The sequence below is a fragment of the Escherichia sp. MOD1-EC6842 genome (assembly GCF_002965705.1).
Lineage (GTDB): Bacteria > Pseudomonadota > Gammaproteobacteria > Enterobacterales > Enterobacteriaceae > Escherichia > Escherichia ruysiae.
On record NZ_PTRF01000001.1, the window covers coordinates 357,422 to 377,398 of the forward strand.

General features: G+C 51.9%; 20 protein-coding genes and 1 pseudogene. 11 read left to right on the forward strand and 10 right to left on the reverse strand.

The genetic code is table 11. The features are described 5' to 3' along the window. Positions 1 to 35: 35 nt before the first annotated feature. The 8 genes from A7Z29_RS01920 to xthA all read right to left on the reverse strand — a co-directional run bounded on the left by A7Z29_RS01920 (position 36) and on the right by xthA (position 7,008). Positions 36 to 689 (reverse strand): ATP-binding cassette domain-containing protein, encoded by a 654-nt coding sequence (locus A7Z29_RS01920; RefSeq protein ID WP_085460653.1) that lies wholly within the window; start codon positions 687 to 689, stop codon positions 36 to 38. Next, a complete protein-coding gene (locus tag A7Z29_RS01925) occupies positions 689 to 2,224 on the reverse strand; it encodes an ABC transporter permease family protein (protein ID WP_000224949.1) in 1,536 nt (511 codons plus the stop codon). The genes A7Z29_RS01920 and A7Z29_RS01925 overlap by 1 nt, the downstream gene beginning before the upstream one ends. Beyond that, positions 2,197 to 3,363, reverse strand: coding sequence for an ABC transporter substrate-binding protein (locus A7Z29_RS01930; protein ID WP_085460654.1), 1,167 nt, complete (start codon positions 3,361 to 3,363; stop codon positions 2,197 to 2,199). The genes A7Z29_RS01925 and A7Z29_RS01930 overlap by 28 nt, the downstream gene beginning before the upstream one ends. A gap of 9 nt (positions 3,364 to 3,372) precedes the next feature. Then, positions 3,373 to 3,921: a carboxymuconolactone decarboxylase family protein gene (locus A7Z29_RS01935; RefSeq protein WP_000524100.1), complete on the reverse strand. Its 549-nt coding sequence runs from the start codon at positions 3,919 to 3,921 to the stop codon at positions 3,373 to 3,375. Next, positions 3,921 to 4,628, reverse strand: a complete 708-nt coding sequence (locus A7Z29_RS01940) for a TVP38/TMEM64 family protein (RefSeq protein WP_085460655.1) — start codon at positions 4,626 to 4,628, stop codon at positions 3,921 to 3,923. The genes A7Z29_RS01935 and A7Z29_RS01940 overlap by 1 nt, the downstream gene beginning before the upstream one ends. A 14-nt stretch (positions 4,629 to 4,642) precedes the next feature. Next, on the reverse strand, positions 4,643 to 5,320 hold the full coding sequence (ydjY, locus tag A7Z29_RS01945) for a lipoprotein YdjY (RefSeq protein ID WP_085460656.1): 678 nt from the start codon (positions 5,318 to 5,320) through the stop codon (positions 4,643 to 4,645). A gap of 4 nt (positions 5,321 to 5,324) precedes the next feature. Next, a complete protein-coding gene (locus A7Z29_RS01950; protein ID WP_010345873.1) occupies positions 5,325 to 6,035 on the reverse strand; it encodes a TVP38/TMEM64 family protein in 711 nt (236 codons plus the stop codon). A gap of 166 nt (positions 6,036 to 6,201) precedes the next feature. Next, on the reverse strand, positions 6,202 to 7,008 hold the full coding sequence (gene xthA / locus A7Z29_RS01955; protein ID WP_000673949.1) for an exodeoxyribonuclease III: 807 nt from the start codon (positions 7,006 to 7,008) through the stop codon (positions 6,202 to 6,204). Positions 7,009 to 7,452: 444 nt separating this feature from the next. Between xthA and astC the strand changes: the two genes are divergently transcribed. The 7 genes from astC to ves all read left to right on the forward strand — a co-directional run bounded on the left by astC (position 7,453) and on the right by ves (position 15,073). Continuing rightward, positions 7,453 to 8,673, forward strand: a complete 1,221-nt coding sequence (gene astC / locus A7Z29_RS01960) for a succinylornithine/acetylornithine transaminase (protein WP_000082024.1) — start codon at positions 7,453 to 7,455, stop codon at positions 8,671 to 8,673. Next, positions 8,670 to 9,704 (forward strand): arginine N-succinyltransferase, encoded by a 1,035-nt coding sequence (astA, locus tag A7Z29_RS01965; RefSeq protein ID WP_000989448.1) that lies wholly within the window; start codon positions 8,670 to 8,672, stop codon positions 9,702 to 9,704. The genes astC and astA overlap by 4 nt, the downstream gene beginning before the upstream one ends. Then, positions 9,701 to 11,179: a succinylglutamate-semialdehyde dehydrogenase gene (gene astD, locus A7Z29_RS01970; protein WP_000177302.1), complete on the forward strand. Its 1,479-nt coding sequence runs from the start codon at positions 9,701 to 9,703 to the stop codon at positions 11,177 to 11,179. Before astA ends, astD begins: the two co-directional genes overlap by 4 nt. Beyond that, positions 11,176 to 12,519 (forward strand): N-succinylarginine dihydrolase, encoded by a 1,344-nt coding sequence (gene astB, locus A7Z29_RS01975; RefSeq protein ID WP_085460657.1) that lies wholly within the window; start codon positions 11,176 to 11,178, stop codon positions 12,517 to 12,519. The genes astD and astB overlap by 4 nt, the downstream gene beginning before the upstream one ends. Continuing rightward, on the forward strand, positions 12,512 to 13,480 hold the full coding sequence (gene astE, locus A7Z29_RS01980) for a succinylglutamate desuccinylase (protein WP_000368470.1): 969 nt from the start codon (positions 12,512 to 12,514) through the stop codon (positions 13,478 to 13,480). The genes astB and astE overlap by 8 nt, the downstream gene beginning before the upstream one ends. A gap of 329 nt (positions 13,481 to 13,809) precedes the next feature. Then, positions 13,810 to 14,295, forward strand: a complete 486-nt coding sequence (gene spy / locus A7Z29_RS01985) for an ATP-independent periplasmic protein-refolding chaperone Spy (RefSeq protein WP_001228965.1) — start codon at positions 13,810 to 13,812, stop codon at positions 14,293 to 14,295. Positions 14,296 to 14,497: 202 nt separating this feature from the next. Continuing rightward, positions 14,498 to 15,073, forward strand: a complete 576-nt coding sequence (gene ves, locus A7Z29_RS01990) for an environmental stress-induced protein Ves (protein ID WP_010345878.1) — start codon at positions 14,498 to 14,500, stop codon at positions 15,071 to 15,073. Here ves and cho read toward each other — a convergent pair. Together cho and nadE are read right to left on the reverse strand one after the other, a co-directional pair. Then, a complete protein-coding gene (gene cho / locus A7Z29_RS01995) occupies positions 15,033 to 15,920 on the reverse strand; it encodes an excinuclease Cho (protein WP_085460658.1) in 888 nt (295 codons plus the stop codon). The genes ves and cho overlap by 41 nt on opposite strands. A gap of 229 nt (positions 15,921 to 16,149) precedes the next feature. Then, positions 16,150 to 16,977 carry an ammonia-dependent NAD(+) synthetase gene (nadE, locus tag A7Z29_RS02000; protein WP_000175015.1) on the reverse strand — a complete coding sequence of 276 codons (828 nt, stop codon included), beginning with the start codon at positions 16,975 to 16,977 and terminating at the stop codon, positions 16,150 to 16,152. 200 nt (positions 16,978 to 17,177) lie between these two features. Between nadE and osmE the strand changes: the two genes are divergently transcribed. The 4 genes and pseudogenes from osmE (at position 17,178) to chbA (ending at position 19,974) form a co-directional block, all read left to right on the forward strand. Continuing rightward, on the forward strand, positions 17,178 to 17,516 hold the full coding sequence (gene osmE, locus A7Z29_RS02005) for an osmotically-inducible lipoprotein OsmE (protein ID WP_001039038.1): 339 nt from the start codon (positions 17,178 to 17,180) through the stop codon (positions 17,514 to 17,516). 300 nt (positions 17,517 to 17,816) lie between these two features. Then, entirely contained in the window at positions 17,817 to 18,137 is a 321-nt protein-coding gene (gene chbB, locus A7Z29_RS02020) for a PTS N,N'-diacetylchitobiose transporter subunit IIB (RefSeq protein WP_000412169.1), read from the forward strand. An 81-nt stretch (positions 18,138 to 18,218) separates the two neighbouring features. Next, positions 18,219 to 19,577: a PTS N,N'-diacetylchitobiose transporter subunit IIC gene (gene chbC / locus A7Z29_RS02025; RefSeq protein ID WP_105289716.1), complete on the forward strand. Its 1,359-nt coding sequence runs from the start codon at positions 18,219 to 18,221 to the stop codon at positions 19,575 to 19,577. A 50-nt stretch (positions 19,578 to 19,627) separates the two neighbouring features. Next, positions 19,628 to 19,974, forward strand: a pseudogene (gene chbA, locus A7Z29_RS02030) (PTS N,N'-diacetylchitobiose transporter subunit IIA). Positions 19,975 to 19,977 lie beyond the last annotated feature (3 nt).

Consider the following 19,977-nt stretch of genomic DNA (forward strand, 5'->3'; position numbering starts at 1 on the left):
CCATTCTGAACTGATGTATTGAGAAAAACTTTGCGTTATCGCAGTTTGTTGTAATTTTCTGACCACTGCGCCATATCCAGAACAGAACTATCAGGAGGAACATCCTGGAGATCGTGAGTTACCTGAACGACGGGGATCGCCAGGGCGCGAACTTCGCTGAACACCCACTGGCGAAAATTATCGCGCAGAGCCACATCAAGACGGCTGAACGGTTCATCGAGTAATAATGCTTTGGGTTGGGCGAGAAGGGCGCGTAGCAGAGCTACCCGTGCCCGCTGACCACCAGACAGAGTTGTCGGATCCTGATGGAAAGTATCACCAAGTCCCGCACGCTCAAGCGCATCATTCACGGCATTGCGCCTTGCAACACCTTTTAGTGTCGCCGGTAGCGCCAGCAGCAAATTTTGCCCGACGCTGAACTGGTCAAATAGCAGCGCATCCTGGAAAAGGATACCAATCTGGCGCTGTGCAGTCGGCAGGCTATCGAGGCGTTGCTCATTGAGCCAAAGCTCACCTGTACAAGAAAACTGCCCGGACAGCGCGCCAATCATCCAGGAAAACAGCGTAGATTTCCCACAGCCAGACGGCCCCATTAACGTGACAATGTCACCTTTAGTGACCGTAAAGTTGACGTCCTTTAGTAAGCAGGTTCCTGGCAAACGTAGCGAAACATCTTTCACGCAGAGCATTAGCGGAGTCCTTGTCTAACATAACCTACCCATTTTGCAAGCAGGGCGGTCAGGGCAAAAATAATAAGCGGTAATAGCAGTTGCCATAAAGCCTGGGTGGCGAGAATACCGTTGCTGCCGCCGCTGCTTAACGCCACCGCTTCTGTCGTCAGCGTCGGGAAACGTCCCGCACCGAGCCACAGCGTCGGCATATATTGCGCAATACTCACTGAAAATCCGACAGCGAATGCAATTAGCGCAGGGCGTAGCATAAGAGGACATTTCACGTAAAAGAAGATTTTGGCACGCGACCAGCCTAGCGTCTGCGCAATTAAAATTAACCGTGAGTCAATACGCCGCCAGGCAGGTTGCAGGATAAACAGCATCCACGGCATCACCCACAACAGATGCCCCCAGACCACCGCCGTCCAGCTACCATCCAGATTCAACCATAATGCCAGCGTGTACTGGCCTGCCACTAATGGCAGTGCCGGTAATAAAATGGGCAACAATAACCACAACTGGCGACGCTGTGGCCCCCATTCCAGCCATAGCAGTAACAGGATCAAAGCGATGAACGTCGCTACCAGTCCCATCGTCAGGCTATTGAGCAGCGCCACGTGATTGTTAGTCGACTGATCTGCGAGGATCGCCAGCAGAACCACACAGAGCACACCGGTTAAGGGTAAAAACCACGCCAGCGTATAGCCGGGCAGTAAAGGCGCAGCCGGCTTGCGAACGCCATCTTCACGGGGAATGGTGTGCCGCCAGGTGCGCCATAACAGATAGCCCAGCAAAACACAGGCGGCGAGTAACAGCATCAGCAGCAGGCTGGCGAGCGCGCCTTTCATTTGTTGATCGGTGTCGCCCTGGGTTAACCACTGCCAGCTTATTACTGCCAGCGTCGGTGGATTACCTGGCCCGAGGATAATTGCCACATCCACGACCGACAGCGTCCATGCGACAATTGCCAGCATCGCCATTGCCAGCGCAGGAGCGGCGGAGGGCAACAGCAGCCAGTTCAGGGATTGCCAGCGGCTGTAGCCCAGTGAATCCATCACTATAACCTGCTGTAGCAGCCGTTTTTCACTTAGCGCGGCTGACAAGATCCATAGCAGAAATGCGCTTTCTTTCACCGCCAGAGTGAAACCCAGCCCAATACCCAATTTGTCCATTGGTGGAGTGAAATACGGGAAATAGTCGTAAAGCAGACCGCCGTCAGCAAAGAGCAGAAGGGCGCTGGTGGCAAAAGCCACGTGGGGAATGGCGAGCAGCCACGGCAGACGGGCGCACATACGCAGCCATTTTGCGCCAGGCCACAGCGCCACAATCACCAGCAGGGCAATCAACAGCGCCCCGACCGCCGCGATAGTCGTCGAAACCAGCGTCGCCAGTAATGCCTGCGGTAACTGCGGGTCGGCAAATAACGCCTGCCAGTGCGTCAGCGACAAGGCTGGCGCTATCAGCGTGAAAGCAGCAGGGATCAGCGGTGCATAAATCACCGCCACCATCGCCCACAGCAAAAAGATTAATGCGTACCGTAACGGCGTAGCCATTCTTGTTCCAGCGCATTTACCCAACCCGCGTGCGGTTCAGCCAGTACCGGTGGCAGCTCCTGCGGCATTCTTGATTGCAATGTTTCACGCTGCGTGTCAGGCAGTTTTTGTGGATCGAGAACCGAAGGATCGCCCCAGATAGCAGGATCTGCTTTACGCAGTTGCGCATCGGGTGAGAGCAGGAAGTTGGCGACAACTTTCGCCGCAGCACTGGCATTCGCGTTGGCAGGAATGGTGACGAAATGCACGTTGCCAATCATCCCCTCGCTAAAGCCGAAGCTGTAACTGCTTGCTGGCAAATCGTCGCTGGCTATTTTTTGTTGGGCATGAGCGGGGTTAAAGGTTAGCGACAGGCGCAATGTACCGGCTTTTAGTAGGGCATCCATCCGTGCAGGCGAGGGCGGAAAATCCTTTCCTTCGCGCCACAAATACGGATGCAGTGCATCAAGATATTGCCACAAGGGCGCAGTGATCCGGGCGAAAGTCGCATCGTTCGGCGCTGCTTTTAATGCGTCGGGGTCTGGCGTCAGCATAATCAGCAACTGTTCCAGAAACGCCGTGCCTGTGAAGTCTGGTGGGCGCGGATAAGTAACCGTGCCGGGATTGGCTTTGGCAAACTCCAGCAATGCTTGCGGCGTTTGTGGTGGCTGTGGCGTAACATCGCGGCGGGCGATAAACGTCAGTTGTGCGCCACCCCACGGAGATTCTGCACCTTCGACAGGTACAGAAAAATCTTCCCGTACCGGCAGTTGCGTATCGACGTAATGCCAGTTGGGTAGAGTCTCCGCCCAGCCCGTTTGTAATAAATTGGCCTCTTTTAAGGTGCGGAAGTTTTCGCCGTTCACCCAGAGCAGATCCACCGAACCGCCTGTTTTGCGCCCGGCTGCGGCTTCGGTCTGAATGCGTTTTACTGCGTCTGCGGCATCCGCCAGACGGACAATCTTCAGGTTTATAGCGTAATGGGTTTTCATCTCGCCGCTAACCCAGTCGAGATAGCGGTTAATTGCGGTATCGCCGCCCCAGGCGTTAAACCAGACGGTTTGCCCTTTGGCGTCGTTTTTGATTTCCTGCCAGTCACTGGCATGTGTTGCCAAAGAAAACAGCGATAACAATCCCAGCAACCACACACAATGGCGCATCATCTCTCCTTAAGAACGTTTTTCAGGAATACGGCACAGCCCCTGAGCGGGAATGTCCATGGCAGAGTTAAAACGGGCTGACAGATTTTGCAGGCCGATCAATGCTGTCAGCTCGGTGAGCGCCTGAGCGTCAAAATGGGCAGCCAGTCGGGTACGCAGGGCATCATCGACCGTTGGCGGTGTAACGCTCGCGGCTTCGGCGTATTCCAGCGCCAGCCGCTCCTCATCGCTGAACAGCGGGCTTTGCCGCCAGTCAGCCACCGCCAGCAGTTTGTCAGTGCTGCCGGTACGCTCCGCGACTTTCATACTGGTGATATCTACGCAAAATTCACACAGACACATTTGTGCAATGCGTGCGCTGACAAGCGATCGCACCACCGGATCGAGCGGTGAGCGTTTGCGCTCCAGCCAGCCGACAAACATCGACACCAGATAAAAGATAAACGGAATTCTCCCCCACCAGCGAATAGGACTTAGCACCTCGCCATAATGGCGACGATGCAGCCACGCCTGCGGACGTAAAATCAAAGGAATTTTGCTAAGCGGCGGTAAACCCATCAGGCATTCCTCTTCTGGCGTTCAAGCCATATTTTTTTCGCCATAAATATCACCACGGTCAGGGCAAACAGAATAAACAGCCCGGTGACAAACCAGAATGTGCCTCCCGTTAACATGCTGCCCGCCCAGGAATAGACGATGGTTGCGGGTAGCTGACCAAGCCCGGTGGCGATAAAAAACGAGCGAAAACGTATTGAAGTCAATCCGGCAGCATAGCTGATAGGATCGAAAGGGACAAAAGGCAATAACCGACATACCAGGATGGTGTGTTTGCCGTAGCGAGTAAAAAAGCCGTCCATGCTGTTAAGCACGGTTTTGCCGGTTAACTTTTCCACCACTTCGCGGCCCATCACTCTGGCGATAAAAAAGCACAGCGCCGCGCCCGCCATCGAACTGGTCCAAGACAGCAAGCCGCCCCAGAATGCGCCAAACAGCGACGCATTGGCAAAGGTTATCAAAAACGCAGGCAGCGGCGCGGCAATGGCCTGTAAGATCATCAAGAAGAACGAGACCACAGCCGCTTGTGTGCCGTAAGACTGAATAAAGCGTTCTATACCCTGTTGATCGACGGCGGCAAACGCCGCAACGCTGCGATTGATAAACTCATGGGCGCCAGGAAGCAGCGCCCATGCCAGCAGCGAAGCGATCAACAGGATGATGATGGTGGCACGGTAGTACCAGATTTTACGCGATTGCATTTTCATCATCCTTTATCCTGGTTTTATTCGGCGATTTTAAAGGTAACCGTTGCCAGCGTGTTATCTGCCGGGAGAACCGACGCATTACCTTTGAATTGCACTTCACCGCGTTTTTCCACTGCCCCATAAGTGTATGTCGCATTGCTGACGATACCGACCGGGCAGCTATCGAGACACACCAGGCAGCCAGTTTTCTTCTCTTCTGCCGCTGCTAAATTACCGCCAAAGCGCATGTCCAGTTTCTTGCCATTGCTATCGACAATCACTTCATCAAAGGAATACGCTTTTGCCGCCCCTTGCCAGTTGACCGAAATATCCAGTTTGCTGCCTGTGACATGAGTCGTTTCTTTATTATCCATCGTCATGTTTTCGCCCGGTGTACCACCGGCCTGTTTCAGGGCTTCATAAAATGCTTTCGGGGTCGCATAACCCATAAACAGCGATTTATGTCCGTTGGAGCCATCTTTAAACACAATGCCGTGGCGGGTATCGTCTGTCAGAAAACGGCCATTAATTTGCACTAACATGGTGACCGTATGGTTATTGGCATCGACACGCAGTGGCTGGCTGGCGGAAAGCCCGTCGTATTCCACTTTTGCTCCGGTGTTCTCTTTTTGATCGCAGCCACTAAGCCCTGCGGCTGCCAGTAAACACAGTGCAGCCAGTCCTTTTTTCCATGACGCTGAATAATGTTGCAACATCGTTCTATCCTTCATTTTTGGGGTGAGTTAGTGGGCTGCGGCGCGAAGCAGACAGATCCACGTGTTTGTGTCGGGCGTAGAGTCTGGCGAACTGGACGAGAATAAACAGCGCCAGTCCTGCCAGACAGAGTTTTAAAATAAAGCGCAGCGTAATGCCTTCACTGGCGAGATCGCTTGCCATTACGGTATAAATTACTATTCCGGGCAGAGTAGTTAATGCCGAAATAAGGGTATAAGGCCAGAAGGAGATGGCGGTTAATCCATAAGCATAATTTTGAATATTGTAAGGAAATAGCGGGATTAAGCGGGTCAAAATAAGAAAATCGATACCGTTACGCGTAATACCTTTTTCTATGGCCTGGAAAGTGTGGCTATGACCAACGTATTTCAGCAGTAAATCACGCCCCAGCCAGCGCGCCAACAGGAAGGAGCATGATGAGGCCAGCGTGGCGGCAATTAGTGAAAGAAACGTCCCTAAGAGCGGGCCAAAGACTATTCCACCGGCGATCACCAGTATGCTACCCGGCAACAGAAAGAGGGTGGCGATGATGAATAACAGAATATAGAGGCTATAACCGAAAAATCCGCTCTGGCGAATGAGTGTCTGCAAGTGGGGTAAATCGGTGAGCAGATCGAATAAACCGAAAGTGTGGATAGCGTAAATGACCAGCGCAAAAATAAGGCAGGCAAAAAGAAATTTACGCTCAGCGTTCATCGTGGAGTTTCCTATATCAAACTTGATAATAGAGAAGTGGTCAGACAACTAAAAACGCAGTGACGGTATAACAAAGGACGGCAGGCAACAAATCATTACTGACAGTTTGTTGATTTTTCTCAAGGTTAATTCTCCTGACCCAGAGCGAGTCAGGAGAACAGAGAAATTAGCGGCGGAAGGTCGCCCACACCGGGGCGTGATCTGACGGTTTTTCCATACTGCGGATTTCATAATCAATGCCGGTTTCTACGCAGCATTCCGCCAACGGCTGGCTGGCGAGCAGCAGGTCAATGCGCAGACCACGGTTATCATCAAAACCTTTTGAGCGGTAATCAAACCACGAGAAGCGATCTGCCGTTTCCGGGTTCGCATGGCGGAAAGTATCCACCAGACCCCAGTTAATCAGTCTCTCCATCCATTCGCGTTCTTCCGGCAGGAAAGAGCATTTACCGGTACGCAGCCAGCGTTTGCGGTTCTCTTCACCAATGCCGATATCGAGGTCGGTGGGGCTGATATTCATATCGCCCATAATCAGCACCGGATTGTCACGCTTGAGTTCGGTTTCCAGGTAGTTTTGCAGGTTCTGATAGAACTGCGCTTTCGCCGGGAATTTAATCGGATGGTCACGGCTTTCGCCCTGCGGGAAGTAACCGTTGATTACGGTGACATTACCCAGCGGCGAGGGAATTTCCGCCATAATAATTCGTCGTTGAGCCTCTTCGCCGTCGCCGGGGAAGCCGCGACGCACAGTAATCGGCGTCTCTTTGGTCAGCAGCGCCACGCCATAATGGCCTTTCTGCCCGTGGTAAAAGACGTTGTAGCCAAGCTTTGCCACTTGTTCGAGCGGAAACATATCATCATGAACTTTTGTCTCCTGCAGACCAATAACATCCGGTTGGTGCTTTTCGACGATGGCTTCAAGCTGGTGTGGTCTGGCGCGCAGACCGTTGATATTAAAAGAGACAAATTTCATAGTCGCTGCCATTTATTCAGATAAAGAGTGCGTGGATGTTAGCAGAAATTCGCCGCGCTTACTGCCTGTTGTTAAGTGATTTGATCGATGGTTGTTAATGATGCCAACGATGGCGCAAAAAATGCCCGTTTTTGGTGCGGCTGCGTCAGAATGGCGCAGTAATTTCCAGTAAATTTCGTCAACGATCACAATTCCAGAATTATATTTTACTTCTGCATAACATTTCGTTTTTTATTCTTTTTATTCATCAGTATCGCAAACGTATTCACTTTATATGCACTTCAGGTGCATATCGCTGGGTTGTAACGCCTTGATTTCCAGTTAACTGCCGCCGTTTATGCACTTTTACCACTGGCTGGCACGAACCCTGCAATCTACATTTACAGCGTAATCGTCACTTATTATTAACATATAAATAACCATTTATTTACTGTAGGGGTCGCTATGTCTCAGCCAATTACGCGTGAAAATTTTGATGAATGGATGATACCTGTTTACGCTCCGGCACCGTTTATTCCGGTACGTGGCGAAGGTTCGCGCTTGTGGGATCAGCAGGGGAAAGAGTATATCGACTTCGCGGGTGGCATTGCAGTGAACGCACTGGGTCATGCGCATCCGGAACTGCGGGAGACGCTGAACGAGCAGGCGAGTAAGTTCTGGCATACCGGTAATGGTTACACCAACGAGCCGGTATTACGGCTGGCGAAAAAGCTCATTGACGCGACGTTTGCCGATCGCGTGTTCTTTTGTAACTCCGGCGCGGAGGCTAACGAAGCGGCGCTGAAGCTGGCGCGCAAATACGCTCACGACCGCTACGGTAGCCATAAGAGCGGCATCGTGGCGTTTAAAAATGCTTTCCACGGGCGCACGCTGTTTACCGTTAGTGCGGGCGGGCAGCCAGCCTATTCACAGGATTTCGCGCCACTGCCGCCGGATATCCGCCACGCCGCGTATAACGATATTAATTCTGCCAGTGCGCTGATTGACGACTCCACCTGCGCGGTGATCGTCGAGCCAGTACAGGGCGAAGGCGGCGTGGTGCCAGCCAGCAAGGCATTTTTGCAGGGATTGCGTGAGTTATGCGATCGCCACAATGCATTGCTGATTTTCGATGAGGTACAAACCGGCGTCGGGCGCACCGGTGAACTGTATGCCTATATGCACTACGGGGTGACGCCCGATCTGCTGACCACCGCTAAAGCCCTGGGCGGCGGTTTCCCGATTGGTGCGCTGCTGGCAACCGAAGAGTGCGGCCGGGTGATGACCGTTGGCACTCACGGCACCACTTATGGTGGTAATCCGCTGGCCTCGGCGGTGGCGGGTAAAGTGCTTGATCTCATCAACACGCCAGAGATGCTTACTGGTGTCAAACGGCGTCACGACTGGTTTGTTGAGCGTCTTAATACCATTAATCATCGCTGCGGTTTGTTCAGTGAAATTCGCGGATTAGGTCTGTTGATTGGCTGTGTGCTGAATGCGGATTACGCCGGACAAGCGAAACTGATCTCTCAGGAGGCGGCGAAAGCAGGCGTGATGGTGCTGATTGCGGGTGGCAACGTGGTGCGTTTTGCACCGGCGCTCAACGTCAGCGAAGAAGAGGTGACAACCGGCCTGGATCGCTTTGCCGCTACTTGCGAACACTTTGTTAGCCGGGGTTCATCATGATGGTCATCCGTCCCGTTGAGCGTACCGATGTCGCAGCCTTAATGCAGCTTGCAGGTAAAACGGGCGGTGGCCTGACGTCACTCCCTGCCAATGAAGCCACGCTTTCGGCGCGTATCGACAGATCCATTAAAACCTGGCAGGGCGAATTACCCGAAAGCGAGCAAGGTTATGTGTTCGTGCTGGAAGAGAGCGAGACAGGCACCGTGGCGGGTATTTGTGCCATTGAGGTGGCTGTCGGGCTGAACGATCCCTGGTACAACTATCGCGTCGGTACGCTGGTTCACGCTTCGAAAGAGTTGAATGTCTATAACGCGCTACCGACGCTGTTTCTCAGTAATGATCACACCGGAAGCAGTGAGTTATGCACGCTGTTTCTCGACCCGGAGTGGCGCAAAGAGGGCAATGGCTATTTGCTGTCGAAATCGCGCTTTATGTTTATGGCGGCTTTTCGTGACAAGTTTAACGACAAAGTGGTCGCCGAAATGCGCGGCGTGATTGACGAACACGGCTATTCGCCGTTCTGGCAAAGCCTCGGTAAACGCTTCTTTTCGATGGATTTTAGCCGCGCTGATTTTCTCTGCGGTACTGGTCAAAAGGCGTTTATCGCTGAACTGATGCCAAAACATCCGATCTATACGGACTTTTTATCCCAGGAAGCACAGGACGTTATCGGCCAGGTGCATCCGCAAACAGCCCCCGCGCGTGCGGTGCTGGAAAAAGAAGGTTTTCGCTACCGTAACTATATCGATATCTTCGACGGTGGGCCGACGCTGGAGTGTGACATCGACCGCGTTCGCGCCATCCGCAAAAGTCGGCTGGTGGAAGTAGCGGAAGGGCAGCCAGCGCAGGGGGATTTCCCGGCCTGTCTGGTCGCCAATGAAAATTATCACCATTTCCGCGTGGTACTGGTGCGTGCCGATCCGGCAACCCAGCGTTTGATTTTAACCGCCGCACAACTGGACGCTCTCAAGTGCCACGCCGGGGAACGCGTTCGTCTGGTGCGCCTGTGCGCAGAGGAGAAAACAACATGACTTTATGGATCAACGGCGACTGGGTGACGGGGCAGGGCGCACTTCGCGTGAAGCATAATCCGGTATCGGGCGACGTATTATGGCAAGGCAATGATGCCGATGCCGCTCAGGTGGAGCTGGCTTGTCGTGCTGCACGCGCCGCGTTTCCGCGTTGGGCGCGGCTCTCCTTTGGCGATCGTCAGGTAAGAGTTGAACGCTTTGCCGGACTGCTGGAAAGCAATAAAGCCGAATTAACGGCGATTATTGCCAGAGAAACGGGTAAGCCGCGCTGGGAAGCGGCAACCGAAGTGACGGCGATGATTAATAAAATCGCGATATCAATCAAGGCGTATCACGTGCGCACGGGCGAGCAGCGCAGCGAAATGCCAGACGGTGCGGCGAGTTTGCGCCATCGCCCGCACGGCGTACTGGCCGTGTTTGGACCGTACAATTTCCCAGGGCATTTGCCGAACGGGCATATCGTTCCGGCGCTGCTGGCAGGCAACACAATTATCTTTAAACCCAGCGAACTGACACCGTGGAGTGGCGAGGTGGTAATGCGCTTATGGCAGCAGGCAGGCTTGCCGTCGGGGGTGTTGAATCTGGTGCAGGGTGGGCGCGAAACGGGTCAGGCGCTGAGTGCGCTGGAAGACCTCGACGGTTTGCTGTTCACCGGCAGCGCCAACACGGGCTACCAGTTGCATCGCCAGCTTTCTGGTCAGCCGGAAAAAATCCTCGCCCTTGAAATGGGCGGCAATAACCCGCTGATTATTGATGACGTGGCGGATATCGACGCCGCAGTGCATCTGACTATTCAGTCAGCATTTGTCACTGCCGGGCAACGCTGCACTTGCGCCCGCCGTTTAATGCTTAAACGCGGGGCGCAGGGCGATGCGTTCCTTGCTCGCCTGGTTGCCGTCAGCCAGCGGTTAACGCCAGGTAACTGGGATGACGAACCACAGCCATTTATTGGCGGGCTGATATCAGAGCAGGCCGCGCAGCAGGTTGTTTCTGCCTGGCAGGAACTGGAAGCAATGGGGGGACGAACGCTGCTTGCACCACGCTTACTGCGCGCAGGAACATCGTTGCTGACGCCGGGGATCATCGAAATGACGGGCATTGCTGGCGTGCCGGATGAAGAAGTGTTTGGGCCGCTATTGCGCGTCTGGCGTTATGACACCTTTGATGAGGCGATTAAGATGGCGAATAACACTCGCTTTGGCCTCTCTTGCGGGCTGGTGTCACCGGAGCGGGAAAAGTTCGATCAACTGTTACTGGAAGCGCGGGCGGGGATCGTCAACTGGAACAAACCGCTTACCGGCGCTGCCAGTACTGCACCATTCGGTGGCGTTGGCGCTTCCGGCAACCACCGACCAAGTGCCTGGTACGCCGCTGATTATTGTGCCTGGCCGATGGCAAGTCTTGAATCATCTTCATTAACGCTGCCCACTACGCTTAATCCCGGGCTTGATTTTTCCGATGAGGTGGTGCCATGAACGCCCGGGAAGTGAATTTCGACGGGCTGGTGGGGCTGACGCATCATTACGCGGGGCTGTCGTTTGGCAATGAAGCCTCTACCCGCCACCGTTTTCAGGTGTCTAACCCGCGACTGGCGGCGAAACAGGGCTTACTGAAAATGAAAACCCTTGCTGATGCGGGATTCCCGCAGGCGGTGATCCCGCCGCACGAGCGACCGTTTATCCCGGTTTTGCGTCAACTGGGATTTAGCGGCAGCGATGAACACGTTCTGGAAAAGGTTGCCCGTCAGGCTCCGCACTGGCTTTCCAGCGTCAGTTCCGCTTCGCCAATGTGGGTAGCGAATGCAGCCACGGTAGCGCCATCCGCTGATACGCTGGATGGCAAAGTGCATCTGACCGTCGCCAACCTGAACAACAAATTTCACCGTTCGCTGGAAGCGCCCGTCACCGAGTCGCTGTTAAAAGCGATTTTTAACGATGAAGAGAAGTTCACCGTTCATTCTGCTCTGCCGCAGGTGGCGATGCTGGGGGATGAGGGGGCGGCAAACCACAATCGGCTCGGTGGTAACTATGGTGATCCGGGTATACAGGTTTTCGTCTATGGCCGAGAAGAGGGCAATGGCACGCGACCTTCCCGTTATCCGGCGCGGCAAACCCGCGAAGCCAGTGAGGCGGTCGCCAGGTTGAATCAGGTGAATCCGCAGCAGGTGATTTTCGCCCAGCAAAATCCGGACGTCATCGACCAGGGGGTTTTTCATAATGATGTCATTGCGGTGAGCAACCGCCAGGTGCTGTTTTGCCATCAGCAGGCGTTCGCCCACCAGGCGCAATTACTGGCAAACCTGCGCGCGCGGGTGAACGGTTTTATGGTGATAGAAGTTCCGGCGGCACAGGTTTCCGTAGCGGATGCTGTCTCGACTTATCTGTTTAACAGCCAGTTACTGAGCCGTGATGATGGTTCGATGGTGTTGGTGCTGCCACAGGAGTGTCGGGAACATGCTGGAGTATGGCGTTATCTCAATGAATTGCTTGCTGCCGATAACCCGATAAGCGAGCTGAAAGTTTTTGATTTACGCGAAAGCATGGCAAACGGCGGAGGCCCGGCGTGCCTGCGGTTGCGTGTGGTGCTGACGGCAGAAGAATATCAGACGGTAAACCCGGCTGTGATGATGAACGATACCTTGTTTAATACGCTCAATGACTGGGTGGATCGCTACTATCGCGATCGTCTTACTGCCGCCGATCTTGCCGACCCGCAATTGCTGCGTGAAGGAAGGGAAGCCCTGGATTCGCTGACCCGTTTACTGAATCTCGGTTCGGTTTATCCGTTTCAGCGTGAGGGAGGGAGCAATGGATAATTTTCTTGCCCTGACCTTAACGGGCAAAAAACCAGCCATGAGTGAGAGGGAAAGCAACGGTATTCGCTGGCGCTGGCTGGGTGATGGTGTGCTGGAACTGACGCCGTTAACGCCACCGCAAGGTGCGCTGGTGATTTCTGCGGGAATACACGGTAATGAAACCGCGCCGGTAGAAATGCTTGATGCTTTGCTTGGCGCGATTCTCCACGGCGAGATCCCTCTACGCTGGCGGTTACTGGCGATCCTTGGAAATCCCCCGGCGCTGAAGCAAGGAACACGTTATTGCCATAGTGATATGAATCGCATGTTTGGCGGACGCTGGCAGCGATTTGCCGAAAGCGGCGAAACGTGCCGTGCGCGCGAACTGGAACAGTGTCTGGAAGATTTTTATGAACAGGGTAAAGAGTCTGTCCGCTGGCATCTTGATCTGCATACCGCGATTCGTGGTTCGTATCACCCACGGTTTGGTGTTTTACCGCAACGTAATATTCCCTGGGACGAAAACTTTCTGACATGGCTGGGTGCGGCAGGGCTGGAGGCATTGGTGTTTCACCAGGCGCCGGGGGGCACGTTTACCCATTTTAGTGCCGAACATTTCGGTGCACTGGCGTGTACGCTGGAACTTGGTAAAGCATTGCCATTTGGCAAAAACGATCTTCGCCAGTTTTCACCCACCGCCAGCGCGATTGCTGCGCTGTTATCTGGCGTGAGTGTCGGTACTGAGAGAAAGTCGCCGCTACGCTATCGGGTCGTTTCGCAAATTACCCGCCACTCATCATCCTTCGAACTGCATATGGCAAGCGAGACGCTGAACTTCACGCCGTTTAAGAAAGGAACGTTGTTGGCGCAGGATGGTGAGGAACACTTTACTGTGACTCATGATGTTGAGTATGTGTTATTCCCTAATCCATTGGTGGCGACGGGATTACGTGCGGGATTAATGCTGGAAAAAATAACCTAATACTTGCCCGCAGAAATCATTCTGCGGGTATTTACTGGCTTTTTAATGAAATAATGCGGATTAATCCTGGTTATTTGCTTTATTTATCACCAGTCATCAGGTATAGTTCTTCATAATTTCTGCAAAATCAGTGTGTTGTAATATTTCATCATCACTCTCCATCAAATTTTCTTTTTTTCTCCATAATTGGCGCAAAAGTGTTTTTTACACTTTCATTGTTTTACCGTTGCTCTGATTAATTGACGCTAAAGTCAGTAAAGTTAATCTCGTCAACACGGCACGCTACTTAAGAAAGCCGTAATAAATAACTGAAAGGAAGGATATAGAATATGCGTAAATTAACTGCACTGTTTGTTGCCTCTACCCTGGCTTTTGGCGCGGCTAACCTGGCCCATGCCGCCGATACCACTACTGCAGCACCGGCTGACGCGAAGCCGATGATGCACCATAAAGGTAAATTCGGTCCGCATCACGACATGATGTTTAAAGATCTGAACCTGACCGACGCGCAGAAACAGCAGATTCGCGAAATCATGAAAGGTCAGCGTGACCAGATGAAACGCCCGCCGCTGGAAGAACGCCGCGCAATGCATGACATTATTGCCAGCGATACCTTCGACAAAGCGAAAGCTGAAGCGCAGATCGCAAAAATGGAAGAACAGCGCAAAGCTAACATGCTGGCGCACCTGGAAACCCAGAACAAGATTTACAACATCCTGACGCCGGAGCAGAAAAAGCAATTTAATGCTAATTTTGAGAAGCGTCTGACAGAACGCCCTGCGGCAAAAGGTAAAATGCCTGCAACTGCTGAATAATCTTTCAGCCTGACAACTTAAGACCGCCGGTCTTGTCCACTACCTTGCAGCAATGCGGTGGACAGGATCGGCGGTTTTCTTTTCTGTTCTTCAACTTTTGCAAAAAAAGTCTAATCACCACTAAGGTAAATCACCCGAGTTGCCGATAACAATCCACGGTTGCCTGAACGATAACAATGAAAAGAGCATGCCGGGAGCGAGTATGGAATACTTTGATATGCGTAAAATGTCGGTGAACCTGTGGCGAAACGCTGCCGGTGAAACTCGTGAAATCTGTAGCTTTCCTCCGGCAAAACGTGATTTTTACTGGCGTGCCAGCATTGCTTCCATTGCGGCAAATGGTGAGTTTTCTTTGTTTCCGGGAATGGAAAGGAGCGTGACGCTGCTGGAAGGCGGTGAGATGCTCCTTGAAAGCACTAACCGTTTTAGCCATACCTTAAAACCGCTACAGCCTTTTGCTTTCGCTGCGGATCAGGTGGTAAAAGCGAAACTGACTGAAGGTCAGATGTCGATGGATTTCAACATTATGACGCGCCTTGATGCCTGTAAGGCGAAAGTCAGAATTGCCGATCGCACGTTCACCACTTTTGGCTCACGCGGTGGGGTGGTGTTTGTAATTAGCGGAGCGTGGCAACTAGGCGACAAGCTGTTGACTACCGACCAGGGCGCGTGCTGGTACGACGGAAGGCACACCCTGCGGCTTTTGCAACCGCAAGGCAAACTGCTGTTCAGTGAAATTAACTGGCTGGCAGGCTATTCACCGGATCAAGTTCAGTAATTTCATAGTTACCGGAAAGCAGAGGTTTACAGAGGATTTTATAACCGTCGTGATCAAACCCGGCTGGTGTGCGAATTAACGTTGCTGCCTCTTCCGGCGAATTAACGGCACCCAGCCACAGCCAGTTATGAATAATATGATATTGCGTCATTTCCGGATGCTGTTCTTTCAGCGCCACCGCACCTCGCCATGGCCAACAAACAACCCGCAAACGCTCCAGAGACTGACGCAAACGTAGCGCATGAGCGTCATGGCTCTCTTTACCGCAGCACGCCCCGGCGCAACGTTTTAGCGCCGAACGAAAACAAGCGCGCCCGCGACTTAACGGTTCCAGCCCGAGCAAGCCATAACAAAGTTTTTGTTCATCGGCGATGGTCTGTAATGCTTGTAAAGCCGCACGACGGTTGGCAAACAGGCCGAATAAGTTTGCTGCGGCAGAAAAATCCACGTCTTTGGCATACACCACATCGACACGCTTTTCATTCAGTTGCAGGGCACAGAGCTGGCGATTACGGCGCAAGCGTTTATTAAACAGTGGCTGTTGTTCTTTAATTAATCGCGCTTCAAGGAGTAGCGCACCGATTTCGCCTGCGGTGCAGATCCAGCTAATTCGCCGGGATTGCCGCAGCATGGCGGCTTCATCCGGAGTGCGTAAATGAGAAAGCACCCGGCTGCGGATATTAACGCTTTTGCCGATATAGAGCGGCATGGTGTCACTTTCGCCATGAAACAGATACACCCCTGGTCGGGTGGGTAAGTCATTAAGGAATGAACGTAAATGTTCGGGATATTCGTAGATTGCCGCCGCTTCAAATTCTGGCCGCAGGGAAGTTAAACGCCGTACCACTGTTGACTCCAGGTGCTGGTTATCTATCCAGTGTAACAGGCGGGAAACGATTAAAAAAGAGGCGGGTCGATGACAAAAGTAATACCGCCTGATGCGCTACGCTTATCATGCCGACTCGCCCCCTGCAATGAATTGAATTTGCGAAGTTTTGTAGGTCGAATAAGGCGTTCACGCCGCATCCGGCATGAACAAAGTACGTTTTTGCGTACAAGCCATTATGTGCAAATTATTACTTTTTCCAGAAATCATCGAAAACGGTAATTGGCGGACGGCGTTTATGTTCGGTTTTCAGATACCAGTTTTCTATTGTTCTGGCGACCTGTTCGGGCACGGCTTTCCCTTCCAGATAGTCATCAATGTTGTCATAAGTGACGCCAAGCGCCACTTCATCCGGCAGGGAAGGACGGTCATCTTCCAGATCGGCGGTGGGTGCTTTCTTATAGAGATGTTCCGGGCAACCTAATGCCGCCAGTAACTGTTTACCCTGACGCTTGTTCAGACGGTATAGCGGGTTAATGTCAGTACCACCGTCACCGTATTTAGTAAAGAATCCGGTAATGGCTTCTGCCGCATGATCGGTGCCAACCACGACGCCGTTGGTCATGCCTGCAATGCTGTATTGCGCTTTCATCCGCTCACGCGCTTTTTCATTGCCGCGAACGAAATCGCTTAATTCAATACCTGCTTCGCGCAGCGCCTGTTCGCTGGCCAATACCGCGCCCTTGATATTCACGGTTAATACGCGATCCGGTTGAATAAAAGCAATGGCGTCCTGACAATCCTGTTCATCAGCCTGAACACCGTAGGGCAGGCGCACGGCAATGAATTGCAGTGCCTCGTTGCCCGTTTCCTGACGAAGCTCGTTAATTGCCATTTGACACAGTTTCCCGGCAAGAGTGGAGTCCTGACCACCACTAATACCAAGTACGAGTGATTTAATGAACGGATAGGTTTGCAGATAGCTTTTCAGAAAATCGATGCTGCGGCGAATTTCCTCTTCGGCATTAATCTGCGGTTTTGCGCCCAGCGCCTTTATTATTTGTTGTTGCAATGTCATTGAACCCCTCCAGACAGAAAAATAAAACTTCCTTAAAGCTAACCCGTTGCTACTGAAACGACAAGCGACAGCAGGTTGAATGGCGGTTAAAACGTCATACAGGAATCCTCTGAAAGCGGAGCCGTTTCGTTCACAGGCTTGAAAAAGCCCCCGATGTGTTCCAGGCTTATCTAACACGCTGATAAACAAGAGGACGGAATATGAACAAGAATATGGCAGGAATTCTGGGTGCAGCGGCGGTATTAACCATGCTGGCAGGTTGTACGGCGTATGATCGTACCAAAGACCAGTTTGTACAGCCTGTGGTGAAAGACGTCAAAAAAGGCATGAGCCGGGCGCAGGTTGCACAAATTGCGGGTAAACCTTCGTCTGAAGTGAGCATGATCCATGCTCGTGGTACTTGCCAGACCTATATCCTGGGTCAACGTGATGGTAAAGCAGAAACCTATTTTGTCGCCTTAGATGATACCGGACATGTTATCAACTCTGGCTATCAGACCTGTGCCGAATACGACACCGATCCACAAGCAGCGAAGTAATTTCTTCGCCTGAAAGCTTGAGTTACACCGGAAACCGGCCATTGCGCCGGTTTTTATTTGCCCCGTGTTCTTATTTATTGTCGCGAATTATTTAACCGAAATGTGAAGGAGGTCATAACAACAGGTCAAGGAGAGACAATTTGTATGGTCAAAGAAATACTATCGTTCAGGTCAATACCGTATACTCTTTTCAGCCACCAAAAAAAGTCATGTTGGTTTCGCAAGTTACCCAGAGCATGGAAGCAGGTGAAGGCTTGCGGAGTGTCTGGCTGACAGATAATCGTTGATGAGGGCAGTTTTATGGAAAAGAAACACATTTATCTGTTTTGTTCTGCGGGCATGTCTACCTCTTTACTGGTATCAAAAATGCGCGCACAGGCAGAAAAATATGAAGTTCCGGTCATTATTGAAGCATTTCCGGAAACACTGGCGGGTGAAAAAGGTCAGAATGCCGATGTCGTGTTATTAGGGCCGCAGATTGCTTATATGTTGCCCGAAATCCAGCGTTTGTTACCCAACAAACCCGTTGAAGTCATTGATTCACTGTTATATGGCAAAGTCGATGGTTTAGGCGTGCTTAAGGCTGCAGTTGCAGCAATTAAAAAAGCCGCAGCAAATTAATTTTTAAATTTTTCCGTCAAAGAGTTATTTCATAAATCTATACCGCAATACTTTAATTGCGGTTTTTAAGGGTATTTTTCTATGAGTAATGTTATTGCATCGCTTGAAAAGGTACTCCTCCCTTTTGCAGTCAAAATAGGAAAACAGCCACACGTTAATGCAATCAAAAACGGTTTTATTCGCTTAATGCCGTTAACCCTTGCGGGGGCCATGTTTGTATTAATCAATAACGTTTTTCTGAGCTTTGGGGAGGGGTCGTTTTTTTACTCCTTAGGTATTCGCCTCGACGCTTCAACCATTGAAACACTTAATGGCCTGAAAGGTATTGGCGGAAACGTATACAACGGAACATTAGGGATTATGTCTCTAATGGCGCCGTTTTTTATCGGTATGGCGCTGGCAGAAGAGCGTAAAGTCGATGCGCTCGCGGCAGGGTTGTTATCCGTTGCGGCATTTATGACCGTCACGCCTTATAGTGTCGGTGAAGTTTACGCGGTCGGCGCTAATTGGTTAGGTGGCGCGAATATCATCTCCGGGATTATTATCGGCCTGGTGGTGGCAGAAATGTTTACCTTTATTGTCTACCGCAACTGGGTGATTAAATTACCCGACAGTGTACCGACATCGGTCTCACGTTCTTTCTCAGCATTAATTCCCGGCTTTATTATTCTTTCTGTGATGGGGATTATTGCCTGGGCGCTGAATACCTGGGGCACTAACTTCCATCAGATTATTATGGATACCATCTCGACGCCGCTGGCATCGTTGGGTAGCGTGGTCGGCTGGGCGTATGTGATCTTTGTTCCGCTGCTGTGGTTCTTCGGTATTCACGGCGCACTGGCGCTGACCGCGCTGGACAACGGCATTATGACGCCGTGGGCGCTGGAAAACATCGCCACCTATCAACAATATGGCTCCGTCGAAGCGGCGCTGGCAGCCGGTAAGACCTTCCATATCTGGGCCAAGCCGATGCTGGACTCCTTTATTTTCCTCGGTGGCAGCGGTGCAACCTTAGGCCTGATCCTGGCAATCTTTATCGCTTCTCGCCGTGCTGATTATCGTCAGGTGGCAAAACTGGCGCTGCCGTCGGGCATCTTCCAGATTAACGAACCGATTCTGTTTGGTCTGCCGATTATCATGAACCCGGTGATGTTTATCCCGTTTGTTCTGGTGCAACCGATTCTGGCGGCAATTACTCTGGCGGCGTACTACATGGGCATCATCCCACCGGTGACTAACATTGCACCGTGGACCATGCCAACCGGTCTGGGAGCCTTCTTTAATACTAACGGTAGCGTCGCCGCATTGCTGGTCGCACTCTTCAACCTTGGCATCGCAACGCTGATATATCTGCCATTTGTCGTGGTGGCAAACAAAGCGCAGAACGTGATTGATAAAGAAGAGAGCGAAGAAGATATTGCTAACGCCCTGAAATTTTAATCGATGCCGGTACGGGCAATCGTGCCGGTAAGAATAGAGAGGAACGATGTATGATGGATCTCGATAATATTCCTGATACGCAAACGGAAGCTGAGGAACTGGAAGAAGTGGTGATGGGGCTTATCATCAACTCCGGACAAGCGCGCAGCCTGGCGTATGCGGCGCTGAAGCAGGCGAAGCAGGGTGATTTTGCAGCGGCAAAAGCCATGATGAGTCGCGGATGGCCTTGAATGAAGCGCATCTGGTACAGACGAAACTGATTGAAGGCGACGCGGGCGAAGGCAAGATGAAAGTGAGTCTGGTGCTGGTTCACGCCCAGGACCATTTAATGACTTCCATGCTTGCACGTGAACTGATTACCGAATTAATTGAGCTTCATGAAAAACTGAAGGCATAAGGA

Coding starts and splice junctions, on each gene's coding strand:
- A7Z29_RS01920 (WP_085460653.1), bottom strand. CDS start 689: ATGCTCTGCGTGAAAGATGTTTCGCTACGTTTGCCAGGAACCTGCTTA.
- A7Z29_RS01925 (WP_000224949.1), bottom strand. CDS start 2,224: ATGGCTACGCCGTTACGGTACGCATTAATCTTTTTGCTGTGGGCGATG.
- A7Z29_RS01930 (WP_085460654.1), bottom strand. CDS start 3,363: ATGCGCCATTGTGTGTGGTTGCTGGGATTGTTATCGCTGTTTTCTTTG.
- A7Z29_RS01935 (WP_000524100.1), bottom strand. CDS start 3,921: ATGGGTTTACCGCCGCTTAGCAAAATTCCTTTGATTTTACGTCCGCAG.
- A7Z29_RS01940 (WP_085460655.1), bottom strand. CDS start 4,628: ATGATGAAAATGCAATCGCGTAAAATCTGGTACTACCGTGCCACCATC.
- ydjY (WP_085460656.1), bottom strand. CDS start 5,320: ATGTTGCAACATTATTCAGCGTCATGGAAAAAAGGACTGGCTGCACTG.
- A7Z29_RS01950 (WP_010345873.1), bottom strand. CDS start 6,035: ATGAACGCTGAGCGTAAATTTCTTTTTGCCTGCCTTATTTTTGCGCTG.
- xthA (WP_000673949.1), bottom strand. CDS start 7,008: ATGAAATTTGTCTCTTTTAATATCAACGGTCTGCGCGCCAGACCACAC.
- astC (WP_000082024.1), top strand. CDS start 7,453: ATGTCTCAGCCAATTACGCGTGAAAATTTTGATGAATGGATGATACCT.
- astA (WP_000989448.1), top strand. CDS start 8,670: ATGATGGTCATCCGTCCCGTTGAGCGTACCGATGTCGCAGCCTTAATG.
- astD (WP_000177302.1), top strand. CDS start 9,701: ATGACTTTATGGATCAACGGCGACTGGGTGACGGGGCAGGGCGCACTT.
- astB (WP_085460657.1), top strand. CDS start 11,176: ATGAACGCCCGGGAAGTGAATTTCGACGGGCTGGTGGGGCTGACGCAT.
- astE (WP_000368470.1), top strand. CDS start 12,512: ATGGATAATTTTCTTGCCCTGACCTTAACGGGCAAAAAACCAGCCATG.
- spy (WP_001228965.1), top strand. CDS start 13,810: ATGCGTAAATTAACTGCACTGTTTGTTGCCTCTACCCTGGCTTTTGGC.
- ves (WP_010345878.1), top strand. CDS start 14,498: ATGGAATACTTTGATATGCGTAAAATGTCGGTGAACCTGTGGCGAAAC.
- nadE (WP_000175015.1), bottom strand. CDS start 16,977: ATGACATTGCAACAACAAATAATAAAGGCGCTGGGCGCAAAACCGCAG.
- osmE (WP_001039038.1), top strand. CDS start 17,178: ATGAACAAGAATATGGCAGGAATTCTGGGTGCAGCGGCGGTATTAACC.
- chbB (WP_000412169.1), top strand. CDS start 17,817: ATGGAAAAGAAACACATTTATCTGTTTTGTTCTGCGGGCATGTCTACC.
- chbC (WP_105289716.1), top strand. CDS start 18,219: ATGAGTAATGTTATTGCATCGCTTGAAAAGGTACTCCTCCCTTTTGCA.